14 protein-coding genes are annotated in these 16,671 nt (G+C 61.1%); 7 read left to right on the plus strand and 7 right to left on the minus strand.

What is annotated here, in order from left to right; all coding sequences use genetic code 11:
* Positions 1 to 230: 230 nt before the first annotated feature.
* Entirely contained in the window at positions 231 to 2,297 is a 2,067-nt protein-coding gene (locus FJE54_RS15540) for an elongation factor G (protein WP_180326779.1), read from the minus strand.
* Positions 2,298 to 3,041: 744 nt separating this feature from the next.
* Here FJE54_RS15540 and FJE54_RS15545 point away from each other — a divergent pair.
* The 4 genes from FJE54_RS15545 (at position 3,042) to FJE54_RS15555 (ending at position 5,333) form a co-directional block, all read left to right on the plus strand.
* Positions 3,042 to 3,509 carry a hypothetical protein gene (locus FJE54_RS15545; protein WP_139653689.1) on the plus strand — a complete coding sequence of 156 codons (468 nt, stop codon included), beginning with the start codon at positions 3,042 to 3,044 and terminating at the stop codon, positions 3,507 to 3,509.
* A 75-nt stretch (positions 3,510 to 3,584) separates the two neighbouring features.
* Positions 3,585 to 3,734 (plus strand): CD1871A family CXXC motif-containing protein, encoded by a 150-nt coding sequence (locus FJE54_RS16110; protein WP_180326780.1) that lies wholly within the window; start codon positions 3,585 to 3,587, stop codon positions 3,732 to 3,734.
* A 3-nt stretch (positions 3,735 to 3,737) separates the two neighbouring features.
* Positions 3,738 to 4,721 (plus strand): 4Fe-4S binding protein, encoded by a 984-nt coding sequence (locus FJE54_RS15550; RefSeq protein ID WP_139653690.1) that lies wholly within the window; start codon positions 3,738 to 3,740, stop codon positions 4,719 to 4,721.
* Between the two features lie 9 nt (positions 4,722 to 4,730).
* Positions 4,731 to 5,333 carry a TlpA family protein disulfide reductase gene (locus FJE54_RS15555; protein ID WP_139653691.1) on the plus strand — a complete coding sequence of 201 codons (603 nt, stop codon included), beginning with the start codon at positions 4,731 to 4,733 and terminating at the stop codon, positions 5,331 to 5,333.
* A gap of 44 nt (positions 5,334 to 5,377) precedes the next feature.
* On the opposite strand, the gene FJE54_RS15560 is transcribed toward FJE54_RS15555, so the two are convergent.
* The 6 genes from FJE54_RS15560 to FJE54_RS15585 form a co-directional block, all read right to left on the minus strand.
* Positions 5,378 to 6,679, minus strand: coding sequence for an amidohydrolase (locus FJE54_RS15560; protein ID WP_139653692.1), 1,302 nt, complete (start codon positions 6,677 to 6,679; stop codon positions 5,378 to 5,380).
* 213 nt (positions 6,680 to 6,892) lie between these two features.
* Positions 6,893 to 7,924, minus strand: a complete 1,032-nt coding sequence (locus tag FJE54_RS15565; protein ID WP_180326782.1) for a phosphotransferase family protein — start codon at positions 7,922 to 7,924, stop codon at positions 6,893 to 6,895.
* Positions 7,914 to 9,080: an ABC transporter ATP-binding protein gene (locus tag FJE54_RS15570; RefSeq protein WP_180326783.1), complete on the minus strand. Its 1,167-nt coding sequence runs from the start codon at positions 9,078 to 9,080 to the stop codon at positions 7,914 to 7,916. The genes FJE54_RS15565 and FJE54_RS15570 overlap by 11 nt, the downstream gene beginning before the upstream one ends.
* Positions 9,081 to 9,111: 31 nt before the next feature.
* Positions 9,112 to 10,083, minus strand: coding sequence for an ABC transporter permease (locus FJE54_RS15575; protein WP_139653695.1), 972 nt, complete (start codon positions 10,081 to 10,083; stop codon positions 9,112 to 9,114).
* Between the two features lies 1 nt (position 10,084).
* A complete protein-coding gene (locus FJE54_RS15580) occupies positions 10,085 to 10,960 on the minus strand; it encodes an ABC transporter permease (protein WP_139653696.1) in 876 nt (291 codons plus the stop codon).
* A 161-nt stretch (positions 10,961 to 11,121) separates the two neighbouring features.
* Positions 11,122 to 12,462 carry an ABC transporter substrate-binding protein gene (locus FJE54_RS15585; protein ID WP_139653697.1) on the minus strand — a complete coding sequence of 447 codons (1,341 nt, stop codon included), beginning with the start codon at positions 12,460 to 12,462 and terminating at the stop codon, positions 11,122 to 11,124.
* 162 nt (positions 12,463 to 12,624) lie between these two features.
* Here FJE54_RS15585 and FJE54_RS15590 point away from each other — a divergent pair, with 162 nt between their 5' ends.
* From FJE54_RS15590 to FJE54_RS15600, 3 genes are all read left to right on the plus strand, one after another.
* The gene (locus FJE54_RS15590; protein WP_139653698.1) at positions 12,625 to 13,596 is read left to right on the plus strand and encodes a nucleoside hydrolase; all 972 of its coding nucleotides are present in this window, start codon (positions 12,625 to 12,627) and stop codon (positions 13,594 to 13,596) included.
* A gap of 119 nt (positions 13,597 to 13,715) precedes the next feature.
* Positions 13,716 to 14,576 carry an Mrp/NBP35 family ATP-binding protein gene (locus tag FJE54_RS15595; protein WP_139653699.1) on the plus strand — a complete coding sequence of 287 codons (861 nt, stop codon included), beginning with the start codon at positions 13,716 to 13,718 and terminating at the stop codon, positions 14,574 to 14,576.
* A gap of 168 nt (positions 14,577 to 14,744) precedes the next feature.
* On the plus strand, positions 14,745 to 16,643 hold the full coding sequence (locus FJE54_RS15600; RefSeq protein WP_139653700.1) for an FAD-dependent oxidoreductase: 1,899 nt from the start codon (positions 14,745 to 14,747) through the stop codon (positions 16,641 to 16,643).
* The last annotated feature ends 28 nt before the right edge of the window (positions 16,644 to 16,671 follow it).

Raw genomic sequence — 16,671 nt, forward strand, 5'->3', positions numbered from 1 at the left:
GCGGGCAAGCAACCGCTTTCGCCTATGTTCTCTTGGATACCTCGATGAGAGAACCCAGCATGCATGTGTCGTTCTCGGTGCGACTGCGGTACCACCAAAGTCCTTCACGGGCTTTCACAAAGGGCTCCCAGAAGACAGCCATACGGCTAAACGCAAAAAGGCTCCTGCGCCTCGCGGCAATCGAACCGCACGTCGCAGGAGCCTTGCATACGAAAAGCCTAGTGAACCTCTTAGTTGCCGGCTGCCCTCGCCGCCTGGTACGCTTCGACGAGCTTCTTCTGCACGTCGTGCGGAGCCTCTTCATACCCTTCGATCTCGATGTAGTACGAGCCGCTGCCGCGCGAGATGGAGCGCAGGTCTTTCGTGTACGTGACCACTTCGGCGTACGGCACGCGTACCATGATGACCGTCTCGCCCGCATCGTTGGAATCGGTGCCGACTATGCGGCCGCGTCGCGTCGATATATCGCCCATGACCGCACCCGCGTACTCCTCGCCTACGACGATGTCCATGTTGGCCATCGGCTCGAGCAGTACCGGATCGGCCTTCTCGCACGCAGCCCGAAAGCCGATGCGCGCCGCCGTTTTGAACGCCATCTCGTTGGAGTCGACCGCATGGTAGGAGCCGTCGAATACCGCGCATTTGATATCGACCATCGGGTATCCCGCCAAGAAGCCTTCAGTCATCGCATCCTGCACGCCCTTATCGACTGCCGGAATGTAGCTGCGCGGGATCTTGCCGCCCACGATCTCATCCAGAAACTCGTAGCCGCCGCCCGGGTTGGGCTCGAGGCGCAGCCAGCAATCGCCGAACTGCCCGGCACCGCCCGTCTGCTTCTTGTGGCGGCCCTGGGCTTCGGCGGTCTTGCGGATGGTCTCGCGATAGGGAACGCGCACCGGCACGAGCACCGCATCGACGCCGTTTTGCTCTTTCATGCGTGCAAGGATGGTATCGACCTGCGTGTCGCCCATGGCGGTAAGCACAGTCTGATGCGTTTCCTCGCTGCGGGTGATGCGGATGGTCGGATCGTTTTCGGCAACGCGGGCGAGCGCGCTTCCCAGCTTGTCTTCGTCCTTCTTGTTCGCCGCTTCGATGGCCACAGGGTACTGGGGCGTGGGCATGGGCAGAGGATCAATGGCGAGATCGCCCGACTTGGACAGCGTGTCGCCGGTTTTCGCGTCGGTGAGCTTCGGCACGACGATGATGTCGCCCGCCTTCGCGCTCTTCACGTCGTTGGATTCTTTGCCCATCATGACGTAGAGGTGGCCGAGGCGGTCTTTCTTGCCCGTGCGCGAGTTGATGAGCTCCATGCCCGGTTCGAGCACACCCGAGATAACTTTCACGAAACTCATGCGGCCCACATACGGGTCCGACAGCGTCTTGAACACAAAGCAGGCAGGCTCGCCCTCTTCATCGATGAACGTCTCTTCCCCGTTGGCCAAACGGAAACGCCCGTGTGCGCGCGGCGACGGGAAGTACGTGGCGATATCCTCCATGAGGCCCTGCACACCCTGCTTGATGATGGTCGAACCCACGAACACGGGGATGAAGAGCTCTTGGGCGATGGCCTTGTCAAGCAGATCCTCGAGTTCGGCCTGGGTGAGCTGCTCTTCGCCGTCGAGATATTTCATCATGAGCTCGTCGTCGGCCTCGGCCACCAGATCGCAGAGTTTGTCGCGCGCAACGATGGCGGTATCGGCGAACTCGGCCGGGATATCGTCCACATGCTCGCTTTCACCCTCAAAATAGCGGGCCTTCATGCGGATCACGTCGATGACGCCCTTGAAGTCGGCATCGACGCCCATGGGAATAGTAACCGCTCCCAACCGCGAACCGAAGCGCGCATGGAGCGTTGCCATGGCAGAATCGAAATTCGCGTGCTCACGGTCGATATGATTGATGAACACGGCGCGGGACAGGCGCATATCCTCGGCTTCGTTCCACAGCTTGGTGGTCATAACCTGCGGACCCGCAACGGCGTCGACGACGAACAGAGCCATTTCGGCAGCTTGCATCGTAGCGAGCGTATCACCGATAAAATCGGGATGACCCGACGTGTCGAGCACGTTGATCTTGAAGTCTTTGTACGGGATAGGTGCGATCGAGGTCCCGATCGTGAACTTGCGCTTGATTTCCTCGTCGTCGTAATCGAGGTAGGACTTGCCGTCGTGGGTTGTGCCCATACGGGGCGTTTTTCCAGAGACGTGCAGCATCGCTTCTGCAAGAGAAGTCTTGCCAGCGCCGTCTTGCCCCACGAGCACAATGTTGCGCACGTGTTCGGTAGCAGGAGCTGCCATAATGACCACCAACTTTCCTGTTGCGTGGCCCACGCCTTTTGTTTATTCCCAAGGCGCGAACCACTGTCGAGCCTTACACAAACAAAGCAACCTGGAAGTACAAAACCAGTACGGCATCTAGTGTAACCCAAATGACGCTCGCAACAAGCGAGAAATAAGACCCGTGACAAGCCATGACAAGCACAACCGAATGAATGCAGGCGGCACGCGCCCACGGGAAGGCACCCCGGGTATGCAGCCGAACGAGGGTTCGGGCAAGCGCCCTTCGGAAACAAGGGGCGCTTCGGAGGCGGGGACGCTTCGGAAGCAGACGCTCTCAAGAAGCTTTTATGTTCCGGGGTTCGCGGATTCTGGCACAAATTTGGAGGTTTGACAATTATATAATGAGTTATATATTAAAATTTCGATTGGAGGCGAGCAAAATGCCTGGTCGCTGAATTTCGATACTTCCAAATATAAATATATGATATTCCATAATTGTCAAACCTCCAAATTTGTGCCAGATTTTCGGTCCTCGGGAACAGAAAAGACCGATAGCTCCCGTAGAAGAAGCGGAAATCTCATTAGGTTACGGGGCGAAGCCTACAAGGGTACCGACGCCTTCGCACGCTGCGGTCCCGTCAGTAGTCTCGTCATGTTTATGATCTTTTCTTTACCGCAAGATGACATCGCAGATGGGAGATTGGTTCTCGACTGGCCCGTTCCGTATAATCGATGGAAACCGGATCGGAAACGAGGCTCCCCATGGAACGCAACGACGGCATCATTGACGTAACCCCCGTTAATCAATCGAACGAGCGCGCTTCTTCGCAAGCGCCGCAACCATCGGCGGGCCACACGGACGCGGCTGCAAAGAGCAGCTCAGCCTCACCCGATCAACATCGAAGCGCCTCCCCCGCGCCCCACGGCACAGCCCCTAAAACCGAGAACTACTACACGTTCGACGGCACCTCGTGGCACCCCGGAGCCCAATCCGGGCAGCCCGCAAGCGGTTCTGGGCCCGCCATACCGGTCGATGCGCGCGTCATCGGCTCCACTAATACGAGCGATCAGCCGAAAAGCCGCCTCGGGGGCGCTGCCCGCATCGCTGCGGGAGGCGTATGCACGCTCGCGGGCATTCCCATGCTCATCCTTCCGGGACCGGGTTTGCTCGCCATCGGCGGAGGTGTCTACCTCATGGCAAGCGGGGCGAAGAGGCTGTTCGGCAAGTAAGAGCGTACATGACGATTCGGCGGCGAACAGCACCGAACACTCGCCGCACGAAGCCCCGTCGTATACAATTGCGCCATGAAGAATCTCGCGAAACGCATACCGTGGTGGCTTGTCGTGCTCGCAGTCGGCGTCGCGTTCATTGCGATCGGCGCGATGCAGGGCGGGTTTGCGGATACGCTGCGTAAAGCGGCGCTCATCTGCTACGAGTGCATTGGAATCGGATAAGCCATGGGTGCAATCGCCCGCTTCAAGCGCCACATCGTCCAACTGCTCGCAGCGCTGTTGTACAACCTCAACTTCGAAGGCTTCGCAACGGGCACCATCTACCAGGGCGATGCCAAAGGCTTGTGCGTGCCTGGCCTCAACTGCTACTCGTGCCCCGGTGCCATCGGAGCCTGCCCCATCGGATCGCTGCAGGCGGCGCTCGTCGCAAGCGAACAGAAGCTGCCGTTCTACATCGTCGGCACCATCCTCGCGTTCGGAGCGCTTCTGGGCCGGACTGTCTGCGGTTGGCTCTGTCCGTTCGGGCTCATCCAAGACCTGCTCGATAAGGTTCCGCTTCCCAAAATCAAAAAGGGTGCGTGGAGCCGGGCGCTCTCGGGGGGAAAGTACGTCGTGCTCGCAGGGCTCGTCATCATCGCGCCGATCGTGCTTTTGACCGCAACTGGCATCGGGACGCCCGCGTTTTGCGCATGGCTCTGCCCGGCGGGAACGCTCGAAGCGGGTATCCCTCTCGTCGCAGCGAACGAGGGGCTTCGTTTCATGCTCGGAGGCCTGTTCACGTGGAAGGTGGGCGTACTCGTAGCCTTAGTGGTCGTATGCCTGTTCGTATACCGCCCGTTTTGCCGCTTCCTCTGCCCGCTCGGGGCGCTGTACTCGTTCTTCAATCGGTTCGCGCTGCTGCGCTACCGCGTCGACGAGCACGCATGCACCAACTGCGGCGCATGCCTTTCCGTATGCAAGGTCGATATTCGCACCGTGAGCGACCGCGAATGCATTCAATGTGGAGCCTGCGCAACATCTTGCCAAACGGGTGCCATTCGCTTTTCGCTCCGTGATATGCTATCCAAAAACTTACAGTTAGACGGCCTCCCGCGCACCGATGCGGCCCAGCGGCAGATGAATGCGACTGCACAGGGGTCTGCCAGCTCGTCCGAGAAGCGCTCGGCCGATGCGCCCGCACAAAGCGCCGCCGACTCGCCCGAACCTTAAGGAGAAACCATGACACGCCTGCACCGCCCAAGCACCCAGCGGATGGTCGGCTTCATCGCCGCACTCATTCTTTCGACACTTGTCCTGTTCGGCTGCACGTCGACCGCAGCACCGTCTGCGGGCTCGGACGCGAGCGATTCGGCCGAGTCAGGCGCGAGCGATTCGGCAAACCCGAAATCAGCCGAGGTCAAGGAAGGCGTCGAAGCCCCCGATTTCGAGTTCGCCCTGGTAGACGGCAGCACGGCCAAGCTTTCCGATTACCGAGGCAAGGTGGTCGTGCTTAATTTCTGGGCCACATGGTGCGGCTACTGCGTGCGCGAGATGCCGGATTTGAACGACATCGCGCAGAACTACGACGACGTGCAGGTGCTTGCCATCAACCGTGGCGACACCCCCGCCGACGCAAAGGAGGGCATCGAGGAATACGGCTACGACTTCGTATGGGGCCTTGACGAGGACCGTGCGATCGAGGCGCTCTATCCCGCAAGCGGCATCCCCTACACGGTCGTCATCGACAAGGACGGTGTCGTGTCGAGCATTTTCGCCGGAAGCGCACCCGACATGTACCCGTACTTCGAAGAAGCGGTGACGAAGGCGGGTGCAGGAGCGTAAACCGGCGATCGCGTAGTCGGGCTCGGGGCTGGCTCCGCCTCGGCCTACACAGATGCGATGATGCGGCGGGTGCGTACTTCGACCTCCGCCTTCGCGCGCTCGACGTCGATCGTCTCCCATACGCCGTCGCGGTAGAGCACCTCGCCATCGACCATCGTCAGGCACACATCCGATCCGTGGCCTGCGTATACGAGGTTGTTCAAGAGATCGGTCGCCGGGCACCACGACGGCCCGCTCGCGTCGAGCACGGCGAGATCGGCTTTCGCTCCGAGGGCGATATGCCCGCAATCAGCACGTCCTTGCGAAAGCGCGCCTGTGCGCGTGGCGGCGCGCAGGGCGCCCGCAGGCGACACGGCGGTGGGATCGAGGTTCGCGCCCTTCTGGGCGAGCGCAAGCACGAAAAGGTCCTGGTACATGTCGAGGTTGTTGTTTGAAGCCACGCCGTCGGTTCCAAGCGCCACACTCACGCCCCGCTCGAGCATGCGGGCGATTGGGGCGAATCCGCTTCCGAGCTTCATGTTCGAAACCGGGTTGCTTGCCACGAACGCGCCGCGCTCGGCAAGGATGTCGATATCGCCGTCGTCCACCCATACGCAGTGCGCGGCGGTCACAGGTACATCGAACACGCCGAGGCTGTCGAAGTAGCGCACCGGAGTCAGGCCGCCATGGCGCCCCTTGCATTCCTCATGCTCGGATTTCGTTTCCGATACGTGCACGTGGATGTTCAGACTCTTCGCTTTCGCGAGCGCTGCAATGTCGGCGCACACCGCAGGCGTCGAGGTGTATTCGGCATGGATGTTGTAATCGATGAGGATACGGCCTTCGGCGCTGCCGTGGAATTCGGCGATGAGCTCTTCGTTGAGCGCGCTGATCGGGTACTCGGCATAGGGCTTGTCTTCGAACGCGAGCAAACCTTCGCACGCGTTCATCTTCATACCGCACTCGGTAACGGCGCGGACGCGTTCGCGGGAATGGTAGTACATGTCGGAAAAGCTCACCGTTCCGTAGCGCAGCATTTCAGCGCATGCAAGCACAGTGGCCCAATACGCGTCCTCGTCGGTAATCTTCGCCTCGAAGGGAAACACCCGGTCGTTGAGCCACGTCTGCAAGGGAAGATTCTCGGCATAACCGCGCAGAAGCGTCATCGGAGCGTGGGAGTGGGCGTTGAACATGCCCGGCACGAGCAGCTTCTCATCGCCATCGTACACCTCGCCGAACCGGGCGGCCTCCTCAGGTGTTGGCGCCTCGGTGCCGATATAGGCGATGCGGCCCTCGACCGTGCCCACCCAACACCCCGTCTGCACCTCGAAGTTCTCGTCGAGTATCGCGATATCGGAAAACAGCATGGACAAACTCCTTATCTCGTGTACGGGAACCCGAAAGTCCTCACATCAGTATAAAGCAAGCCGCCGCGCGGGAAAGACAGGACACCGCTTCGGCACATCGGCATCCACTGCTATTGCGGGCCTGCACCCAAGCGCCTTTGCGGCATGGCACGGTGCCTCGCGTTGCACTACGCACATCCGTGCGCGCCGCTGCTGCCCTGTTCGGCATCGCTTTTACGAAACGCCGAAGTACTCTCGTTCGATGAACGCGAGAAACCTATCGTCAAGATACGCTTCAATCTTTCCAAGCGTGTAGTCGTCGGCCACCGACCGCTCTCCGCTCATGTGCTGGGCGTACGCCATCGCACACCACGTGAGCCCGCGCAAACAGGTTACCGAAAGATAATCGGCGGTACGCTCACGGATGCCGTCGGTCGAAAACCGCCCGGCAACGGCGCGCACGTACGCTTCGACGAAACGGTCGATAGCGCCCGCATCGAGCACCGTATCGGTCTTCCAGAACGTCGTCGTGGGCACGAGGAAATGGGCGATATCCTGCTCCGCCTCCCCGGCAACCGGTTTCTCCCAATCCACCAGGTAGCTCGTATCGCCCTCGTTGATGAGAAAGTTCCGCGAATTGAGCTCGGTGCTCACGATATGACGCACCCGAGGAGCGTGCGGCCTGCTCGCCGTTTCGCGCGCCATCCGAGCCAAGCGCGCGACACGCGCGACGGTTGCCTCGTGCGCCTCAGACCAGCGCTCGTAGACGGCGAACATCGCCTCGCATTCGTCTACGATCGCGCCGAGCGCATCATCGGGAACGACGAGGGCATGGTCGGACGGAAGTGCAACGGCGTGGATGTCGGCCAAAAGCGCGGCAGCCAAGTTCATATCGGTTGCGTAGTCGAGCGGGCGGCCGGGCAACCACTCCTCCACAAGCACGCCTTTGCCGAAATACGCCTTCGACGAATCGACGTAGAGCACCTTCGGCGTTCTGCCGCTCGGCGCAAGCAGCTCAAGCGCGTGCGCCTCGTAGCCGATCTGATCGTCGAGGTGCATCTGCGAACCCAGGTTCACACGGAACAGGAGCCTGCGCCCTGTTTCGGGATGCACGAAGGTGAAGTTCGCGTTGTACTCGCCGCGAGCAAGCAGGTGCGCTTCCACGGAGACCCTCGCGGGAAGACGAAGCGCCTCGCGCACGGCGGTGTTTTCGGCCAGATACGCCTCGACGTTGCGAGGCGAAAGCCCTTCTTCCTCAAACGACATCGCTCGCCTCCGCTCTGCTCGTGCGGCCCAAACGGGCTTCGGCGCCGGCGCGCATGTCCGCTTCAGCCCCGCGCTCGACCGGCTGGGATTCGACGTCGCACGCACCCGTTCGGTCTTCGACGCTAGTCGCTCCCGCATCTTCCCCACCATACACGAACACGCCCTCGTCTGCGCATGCCACACCCACCTTCGCACCGGCTGAAACCAGCTCGCAGACGGGCACAGTCAGCGTCTGACCTGCAAGATCGATGCGCACGAGGTTGATCTCTCCCCTGTACACGCAACACCTCACCCGATGCACCGCCTCGGCGCACGGATCGAGGCGCACCGCCGATTGCCTGATCACCGCAGTGGCGGGACCGTCTGCCACCCCAGGTGCGGGCAGGCGCAGCGTATCGGCGACAAACACGGCATGGCGCACCTCGCCCGCAAGCGTCGAGCAATCGCCGAAGCATGCGGCGATCTCGCTTGTGGCCGGCCGTTCGAACAGCTCGTCAGGCGCGCCCCGCTGCATCACGCGCCCAGCGCTCATGTACACGATGCGCTCCGACATTTCGATAGCCTCGATCGCATCGTGGGTCACCATGATCGTCGTGGTGCCGAACTCGCGATGAAGCTTGAGCACGAGCGATCGCATATCGTCGCGCAAGTGCTCGTCAAGCCCCGAAAACGGCTCGTCCAGCAAAAGCACCTTCGGCGTACCGGCAAGCGCGCGGGCAAGCGCCACCCGCTGCTGCTGGCCGCCTGAAAGGCTCGATACGTCGCGCGCGCCGAACCCCTCGAGCTGCACGTGGGCAAGCAGTTCGCGAGCACGGGCAAGCCGTTCGGCCTTCTTCATGCCCCGCATCTTGCAGGGAAACGCAACATTCTCCTCGACGTTCATGTTCGGGAACAGCCGCATGTCCTGGAATACATAGCCGACGTTGCGCTTGTGGGCGGGCACCTCGTCGACGGACGCATCGCCGAACGCGACCGATCCCCTATCCTGAACGAGGATGCCCGCGATGATCTTGAGCAGCGTCGATTTTCCCGCCCCCGATTCGCCGAGCAGCGAAAGGAACTCGCCTTCCTGCGCCGTGAACGACACGTCGTCGAGCACGCGCTTTGCGCTCTTTCCCCCTAAGTCAATCGTTATGTTCGAAACCGTGAGCCTCATGAAATCAGGCAGCTCCTTATCCTCGCACCCATCAGTCGGTGAAATATTCGTTTCGAGCGGGCGCAAACCGCTTCAGCAAAAACTCGAACAGGAAAAACACGCCAAGCGTGACGAGCATGAACACGACGCCGTATGCGCTTGCGATCGTCCGATCGCCGCTTGCAAGATAGGGAAACATCACGAGCGCGAACGTCTTCACCGTGCCGCCCCCGATCAAAAGCGTGAGGAAATACTGGGAAAACGAGGTGATGTAGGCAAGCGACGCAGCCGAAAGGAGCCCCGGTAAAAGCAGGGGAACCTGCACCTCGATAAGCGCCCGCACCGGCCCCGCTCCCGAAACGCGCGCCTGCTGTTCGAACCTGCGCCCCGCGGCAACGGTCACCTCGCTCATGATGGTGATCGCGTAGGGCAAGGCGACGATGGTATGCGCGACGATGACGCCCCAAACCGTGTTCGCGAGCCCTGCACGGATGAAAATAACCTGCACACCCATAGCGAACACGGTTGCAGGAATGAGAAACGGAAGCACCGTCGAAAATCGGAACAACTCCTTGCCGAAAAAGCGGTGAAATGCGAGCGCTCGGGCGGCCATAGCGGCGAACACCGTGGAGAGCGCGGCCACCGCGAGCGATATCCCGATGCTCACAAGCAGCACGCTTCCGAGATCGCTCGAGGTCACGAACAGCTCGACGATACCGCGATCGGAAAACGTTTGGGGCAGAAGCTCGGGCCACGGCCATGCACTCGTGAACGCCCACACCACGACGACAGCGAGCGGAACGAGTACACATGCAAGATGCAGCGCAACGAACAGGGCTGCCACCCGTCGGCTGGATCGGCGCGAGCCCGCATGCCGCACGTTCGCCTTGGCTTCGGAGCCTGGCGAAGACGCCTGCCGCGCAGACGCTCCGTTCGCGCGCACATGCCGCACGTTCGCGCCGCCCTCAGCCGAGTGCCGCCCCGCGTGCTTCCGTACGTTTTCCTCCTTGCGCCCCTCGTCCATCTCAGCGCTTCCTTTCACGCTGCAGCACGACAAAGTACGCGATGGCGAGAACCGTGCACACGAGCACCATGATGCCGTTGATGGCCATCGCGTAGGATCGGTTCAAGATATCGGGATTCTGGAATTCCAGGTACGCGAGCACGGGAATGGCTTTCGGCAGCGTCGGACCCAGCAGAAACGGCACTTCGTACGCACCGAACGAGAAAGCGAACACGATGAGGAACGCCTTTGCAAGCGCCCCTTTGCACAGAGGGAGCGTGATGGTGAAGAAGCTTCTGATCGCCGACGCCCCGAGCGTGCGTGCCGCCTCGCCGAAGCGGTCGGACACGTTCGCCATGATGGTGATCGTGCAAAACGCTACGAACGGGATCTCCTTCCAAAGGTAGACGAGCACGATGCCCCACCCGCTCGGATCGCCCACAACCGAGGGGAAACCGCCGATGCCCTCGATGAGTCCGAGCGCGTAGAGCACGCGCGGAACAAGTCCGGTGCCCGCAAACAGCGAAACCACGAACAGCACCACGAGCGTGTGCGCGGTCATAAGCGGGATGCTGACACCGAGCACCTGTAGCGCCCGAGAAGACGAGAGCCGCACGAGCGCGGCCGAGAGCGCGATGCCGCCCACGACCGCAAGCGCCGAGGAGACCGCCGAAACATACAAGCTGAAACCGAGCGACGCCGTGAAATCGGGACGGCCGAGCGCCTCGAGGTAGTACTGCGCGGTGAATTCGGTCTTGCCGAGAAACGGCATGATGCCGAAGCCCTGCAGCACGCCGTTCACCACGCCGTACAAAAACACGAGCACGAGCACCACGGTGGGGGCGATGAGCGCATAGGGGGCCAGAGCGCTTTTGATCTTACGTCCGCACACCGACATCCCGTCGTCCTTTCTGTTCGTCCACCGATGAAATGACGAGCCCGCAGCATGCTGCCGCGGGTTCGTATGCGCCCTTCGAGCCGCCGTATGCGAAGCGCCGAAGCCCAAAGGACGACAGCGCGCATAGGCGTGTTGGGTTCGCTACCAGTATAGCGGCAATGTCACGCGCCGATAACCTCTTCGAGCCACAACTGCTCGATGAGGGAAATCACCGGACCTGCTGCCTCGACGATACGATGATCCAAAAGCTCTTCGATCGGCAGCTGCGTCACGCCGAGTGGAACGTCTTCGAACGCTGCGCGGTCGGCCTCGGGAAGCTTGTCCATGTCGAGCACGCTGATGTTCGTGAGTTCCTCGTACTGGGAAAGCTGCATTTCAGGGGAGATGATCTCGTTGATGGCTACGAGCGCGGCCGCTTTGTTTGTCGCGTTCTTGGCGATGGCCATGAAGTTCGAGTTGCCCACCGTACCGGTTTCGAAGATGAACGAGCGCGTGGTATCGGGCAGGGTCCCGTTTTTCACGAGCGCCTCGGGAGCGCCGTAGCCCATGTTCATCACGAGCTCGCCGTCGGCGTACATCGTGTCGACCGTGGCGGCGTCGGCCGGAAACGTCGCACCGGCCTTCCAGAGATACGGGTTGAGCGAGCGCAGGTACGCAAGGCCCGGATCGATGATGGCCTTGACCGACTCGGCGGTAGGATTCTCCATCGACGAGAGCTTCTCGAACTCGTCTTTTCCGATCACGCCCGCGATAAGACACGAGATGAAGGCCGTTCCCGCAAAGTCGCCCGGCTCGGGGTACGTCACCCGGCCTTCATGCTCCCGGCAAAACGCAAGGAACTCATCGGGGTTCTTCGGCGTCTCCGAAACCACCGCCGAATCCACCCACATCTGCATCTGCGCCTTACCGTACGGTGCTTCGTAGCCCTCGACCGGCGAACCGAAGTCGTAGAGGACTTCAGGGCTATCCGCGTCGATGTAGTCGTTGAAGTTGGGAAGGTACTGCGTGAACGGGCCCCACAGATAGCCGTTCTCCTTCGTCGAGTAGAAGTTCTCGCCGTTGATCCAAATGAAATCGATGCTGCCTGCCTCGACGCCGGCCTGCATCTCGCCCGAGAGCTTCGTGAGGATGTCGTTGATGTCCATGCCGACGAGGTTCAAGGTGACGTCGTACTTCTCTTTGAGCGCCGGTGCGAGCACGGTTGCGATCCAAGTGTTGCGCGGCTCCGAGCCGCCCCAGCCGTACCATGATACCGTCTGACCCTTCGCCGCTTCGAGGACGGCGTTCCAGTCGGCGTACTCGACATCCTGCGCCGCATCGCCCGAGCCCGAGCCGTCCGATCCGCCCGAGCATCCCGCAAGCGCCGACCCGAACACAAGCGTCGCCGCTGCCGTCGACGCCACCGCAACGAACCTGCGCCGCGAAAGCGGTTTCAGCTCCCGCATATCCCCTGCCCGATTCGCTGCTGCTCCACTTCTGTCATACTTTTTCTCGACCGCCATGCATGCTCCCTTCCGTGCACGCTGTCCAGCATCGCTTCGGCAGACGAACCGCCGTGCGCGAAACCGCGCGCATCGCTCTTCTCAAACCATACGGAATAGTCTACTATAAGATTATATCTATTAGTTGTAACTTGCAAGCTGATTTTCGCAAACGGAGGCATCATGGACATTGGGCAGCGCGCCGCCAAACGCATCATCTTCGATTCCGACACGACGATGGGCCTTGCCGACTGCGACGTGGACGACGGATTGGCCATCCTGTTCGCAATGGGATATGCCGCGTGCGTCGCAGAAAGCGGTGGCAGCGGGTCTGCCGTGTGCGCTGGGAACAGCACCATCGAGGGCATCTGCGCAAGCTATGGCAACAACACGCTTGATGCGGTGTACGAAAACACACACGCCCTCGCACAAGCGTTCCACCTCGACGTGCCCGTCTGCAAGGGGGCGCCCGACAAGGACCACCCCGCCTCCGAAGCCGCCTACTTCATCGTAGAGCGCGCGCACGCGAACCCCGGCGAGCTTTCGCTTGCCGTCACGGGATCGACCACGAACCTCAAAGGCGCGCTCGCCCTCGACCCAGACGTGCTTTCGCTCTACCGCGAAGTCGTGCTCATGGGCGGCATCACGCAAACGCTCGCGTTCAACGGCACGATCATGGACGAGCTGAACCTTTCATGCGACCCCGAGGCCACGGCGATGATCTTCGAGGCTGCCGCACGCGGCGCGAACGTCGTCGTCGCAACCGCGAACAATTGCCTGCCCGCGACGTTTCGACGCGACGAGTTCCTTGAGCGCATAGCGACCGATCGCGAGGGGGGCGGCGTGGTCCGAAAGCTCTGCACCTCGTGGTTCGACACCATGAAACGCTGGTACGGCCTCGACGAATTCTGCTGCTGGGATGTGCTCGTACCGGCCTACATACTCATGCCGGAGCTTTTCGAGAGCGACCCGTTCGATGTCGTGATCGATCCGCGCCTGCTTAAAGCAGGCTTCCTCGAACCCGGCTTTAAGGGGGTGCCGACCGCACGCATTGCAACGCCGCGCATCGCCGACGCGAAGCGCTTTTGCGAAACCGCCTATCGTCTGTGGGGGCAAGCTATCGCCTCAATCGAGGAGCAGGACCCTTTGCGTTGAGCACTTTGTGATACCATAGCGCAATCACAACACATCGAACCGAAAGCGCACTGCCGCAAGACGAGACGCGCCTTGGGTTCTCAGAGCAAACGCCTGTAAGGCGGAAGAAAGAAGGAGTCATGGCAGAAGAAGAATGCACGCACGAATGCTCCGGCTGCGGGGTATCCGATTGCGGGGATCGCTCGCAGCCGGTCGATCACACGCTCAAGCCCAACGACCGCTCGACCATCAAACACGTCATCGGCGTCGTTTCGGGCAAGGGAGGCGTCGGCAAATCGCTCGTGACGAGCCTGCTCGCCAGCACCATGCAGAAGAAGGGGCTGCGTGTGGGCATCCTCGACGCCGACGTGACGGGACCTTCGATTCCCAAGGCTTTCGGCATCACCAATCCGCTTTCGGCCGACGCTGACGGGATTTTACCCGCTCAGACCCAAAGCGGCATCAAGGTCATCTCCACCAACCTCATGCTTCCCGAAGACGACATGCCCGTCGCATGGCGCGGCCCGGTCGTCTCGAACGCCGTTCGCCAGTTCTTCAACGAGGTGAACTGGGGCGAGATCGACTATCTGTTCGTCGACATGCCTCCCGGAACTTCCGACGTGCTGCTCACCGTATTCCAATCGCTGCCCGTCGACGGCATCGTCACTGTGTCGGCCCCGCAGGAACTCGTCGCGATGATCGTGGGCAAGGCGGTCAACATGGCCAAGAGCATGGAAGTGCCGATTCTCGGACTCGTGGAGAACATGGCGTACTTCGAATGCCCCGATTGCGGCAAGAAGCACTACATCTTCGGCGAGCCGCAGGGCAAAGAGGTCGCCGAGCGCTACGAGATCCCCGCATACGCCACCCTCCCGATCGACCCCGCGTTTGCGCACCTGTGCGATGCGGGCAAGGTCGAGGAATACGAGGTCGGCGATGCCCTCGACGCGATCGTCGAGCAGATCGAGAAGGCTGAGTGGAAAAAGCCCGAGCAGGCTTAGGCTTCTCGTCTACAACCAGAGGTGTAGCCCACGCGGTTTCCCAAGCTGGCCGCGTGGGCTTTTTTGATTTCTCTGCTCGTTTCAAACTCCATCGGTTACTATAAAACAAGACCGTTTCGCCGTCCGCATGCCTTCACGCGGGCGCTTACCCATACAAGGAGCCGGACCATGAGCAACAACACCGGAGCGCCTAACGAGCACCGTACGAACAACAAAGGGCTGAGCCGACGCGCGTTTCTGGGCCTCGGCGCAGCCGCAGCTGTAACCGCAGGCGCGGGTCTTGCGGGGTGCGCGCCTTCCGCTTCGGTATCCACAACCGCCGTCGATCCGTCTGATAGCGGCTCGACGGGAGCCGCCGGCATCGCGGCAAACGACACGTCGACGCCCGAGTTCCTTCAAATTCCCGATCCCATTCCGGAAAGCTCGCTCAAGGAGACCATCGAAGCCGATATCGTCATCATCGGGGCCGGCCTGTCGGGCTTGTGCGCGGCGCGGGCGGCCGTCGAAAACGGCGCAGAGCGCATCGTCGTCGTCGAGAAGGCCGATTCGTACCAGTACCGCTCAAACCAAGTGGGAACAGTCGGAGGCCAGGTGCAGGAAGCGCTTGAAATCGATGTGGACGGCAAAGCGGTGGTCTCGCAGCTTGCGAAAGAGTGCGGTTACCGGCCTAACATGCGGTTGCTGAAGCTTTGGGCCGATCATTCCGGGGCCGCCCTCGACTGGTTTCTCGAACCGTGCGCAGACGAGTACGTGCTGGAAGCCGAAAGCGATCCGTACGACGGCGAGAGCCTTTCCGTCCGCAAGCTTCACTGGCCCCATCCCGACACTGCGCACACCGAAAACGACTATTATCCCGTGTTCGACACGTGCCAGGCACTGCTTCCCGATCTTGGACCCTACCTGAAGGAAACGTACAAGATTTGCGCCGATGCGGGCGTCGAGTTCAGGTTCTCCAACTGGGCCCGCCAACTCGTGCGCGCCGACGAAGGCAGAGGAAAAGTGGAATCGGTGATCGTGGTTGGCCTCGATGACGGATACCGCAGGATCAACGCCTCCAAAGCCGTCTTGCTCGCCACCGGCGATTACTCTTCGAATACCGAAATGATGCAGTACTACGCAAGGTGGGCCTCCCGCTTCCAGAGCATCTTTCCCAACGTGGATGCAAAGGGCAACAAAACCAACACGGGCGACGGACAGCGCATGGGCATGTGGATCGGCGCTAAGATGGAAGCCGGCCCGCACGCACCCATGACCCACCATCTCGGCGGCCCCTTGGGCGTAGACGGGTTTCTGCTCGTCGACGTGTACGGCGAGCGCTTTATGAATGAAGACGTGGGAGGTCAGTGGCTGCAAAACCAGCTGTCGCGCCTGCCCGAGAAGAAGGCATGGCAGATCTTCGATTCCCGCTGGCCCGAGCAGATCGGGTTCATGGACACGGGCCATGGCAACGTGAACTGGTATGTGGAAAGCGGATCGGATGTACCGAACGGCTCGTACGGCAAGAACGCCTACATTGCCCACGAAAGCAGCGAGGACGGCAATACGCCCGGGTTCGATACCTATTTCGCCGAAGATGCAGAAGGCGTAACAGCGGACTCCTTGGCAGAGCTCGCCGTGAACATGGGCGTAGAGGCCGATGCGCTCGAGGCGACGATCACCCGCTACAACGAGCTTGCCGAAGCCGGTTCGGACGAGGACTTCAACAAACGGGCCGACCGCATGTTCCCCATCGCAGAGCCGCCTTTCTACGCTTATCCGATGACCGATACCGTGCTGCTCGTATGCATGGGCGGCCTTGTGACCAACACGAACTTCCAGGTGCTCGATGCCGAGGACGATTCGCTCATCGAAGGCCTGTACGCCGTCGGCAACTGCCAAGGCGGCCGCTTTCTCGTCGACTATCCTCTTGCCGCCCCGGGCATCAGCCATGGCATGGCCATCACACACGGCAAGCTCGTCGGAGAGCTGCTCGCAGGAAAGAAAATCGGAAGCAGCGCGAGCACGGCAACGCTGCAGAACGCCGAAGCCGAAAAGGACGCAGAGGAACCGCCCGTCGAGAGCGTTTAGCGATTGCCGTGCGGCGCAGGTGTGCGCG

The organism is Raoultibacter phocaeensis, assembly GCF_901411515.1.
In the GTDB taxonomy this organism is placed as follows: domain Bacteria; phylum Actinomycetota; class Coriobacteriia; order Coriobacteriales; family Eggerthellaceae; genus Raoultibacter; species Raoultibacter phocaeensis.

Bases quoted from the DNA above. Each gene is read 5' to 3' on its own strand.
- FJE54_RS15540 (WP_180326779.1), bottom strand. From the start codon at position 2,297: ATGGCAGCTCCTGCTACCGAACACGTGCGCAACATTGTGCTCGTGGGG.
- FJE54_RS15545 (WP_139653689.1), top strand. From the start codon at position 3,042: ATGGAACGCAACGACGGCATCATTGACGTAACCCCCGTTAATCAATCG.
- FJE54_RS16110 (WP_180326780.1), top strand. From the start codon at position 3,585: ATGAAGAATCTCGCGAAACGCATACCGTGGTGGCTTGTCGTGCTCGCA.
- FJE54_RS15550 (WP_139653690.1), top strand. From the start codon at position 3,738: ATGGGTGCAATCGCCCGCTTCAAGCGCCACATCGTCCAACTGCTCGCA.
- FJE54_RS15555 (WP_139653691.1), top strand. From the start codon at position 4,731: ATGACACGCCTGCACCGCCCAAGCACCCAGCGGATGGTCGGCTTCATC.
- FJE54_RS15560 (WP_139653692.1), bottom strand. From the start codon at position 6,679: ATGCTGTTTTCCGATATCGCGATACTCGACGAGAACTTCGAGGTGCAG.
- FJE54_RS15565 (WP_180326782.1), bottom strand. From the start codon at position 7,924: ATGTCGTTTGAGGAAGAAGGGCTTTCGCCTCGCAACGTCGAGGCGTAT.
- FJE54_RS15570 (WP_180326783.1), bottom strand. From the start codon at position 9,080: ATGAGGCTCACGGTTTCGAACATAACGATTGACTTAGGGGGAAAGAGC.
- FJE54_RS15575 (WP_139653695.1), bottom strand. From the start codon at position 10,083: ATGGACGAGGGGCGCAAGGAGGAAAACGTACGGAAGCACGCGGGGCGG.
- FJE54_RS15580 (WP_139653696.1), bottom strand. From the start codon at position 10,960: ATGTCGGTGTGCGGACGTAAGATCAAAAGCGCTCTGGCCCCCTATGCG.
- FJE54_RS15585 (WP_139653697.1), bottom strand. From the start codon at position 12,462: ATGGCGGTCGAGAAAAAGTATGACAGAAGTGGAGCAGCAGCGAATCGG.
- FJE54_RS15590 (WP_139653698.1), top strand. From the start codon at position 12,625: ATGGACATTGGGCAGCGCGCCGCCAAACGCATCATCTTCGATTCCGAC.
- FJE54_RS15595 (WP_139653699.1), top strand. From the start codon at position 13,716: ATGGCAGAAGAAGAATGCACGCACGAATGCTCCGGCTGCGGGGTATCC.
- FJE54_RS15600 (WP_139653700.1), top strand. From the start codon at position 14,745: ATGAGCAACAACACCGGAGCGCCTAACGAGCACCGTACGAACAACAAA.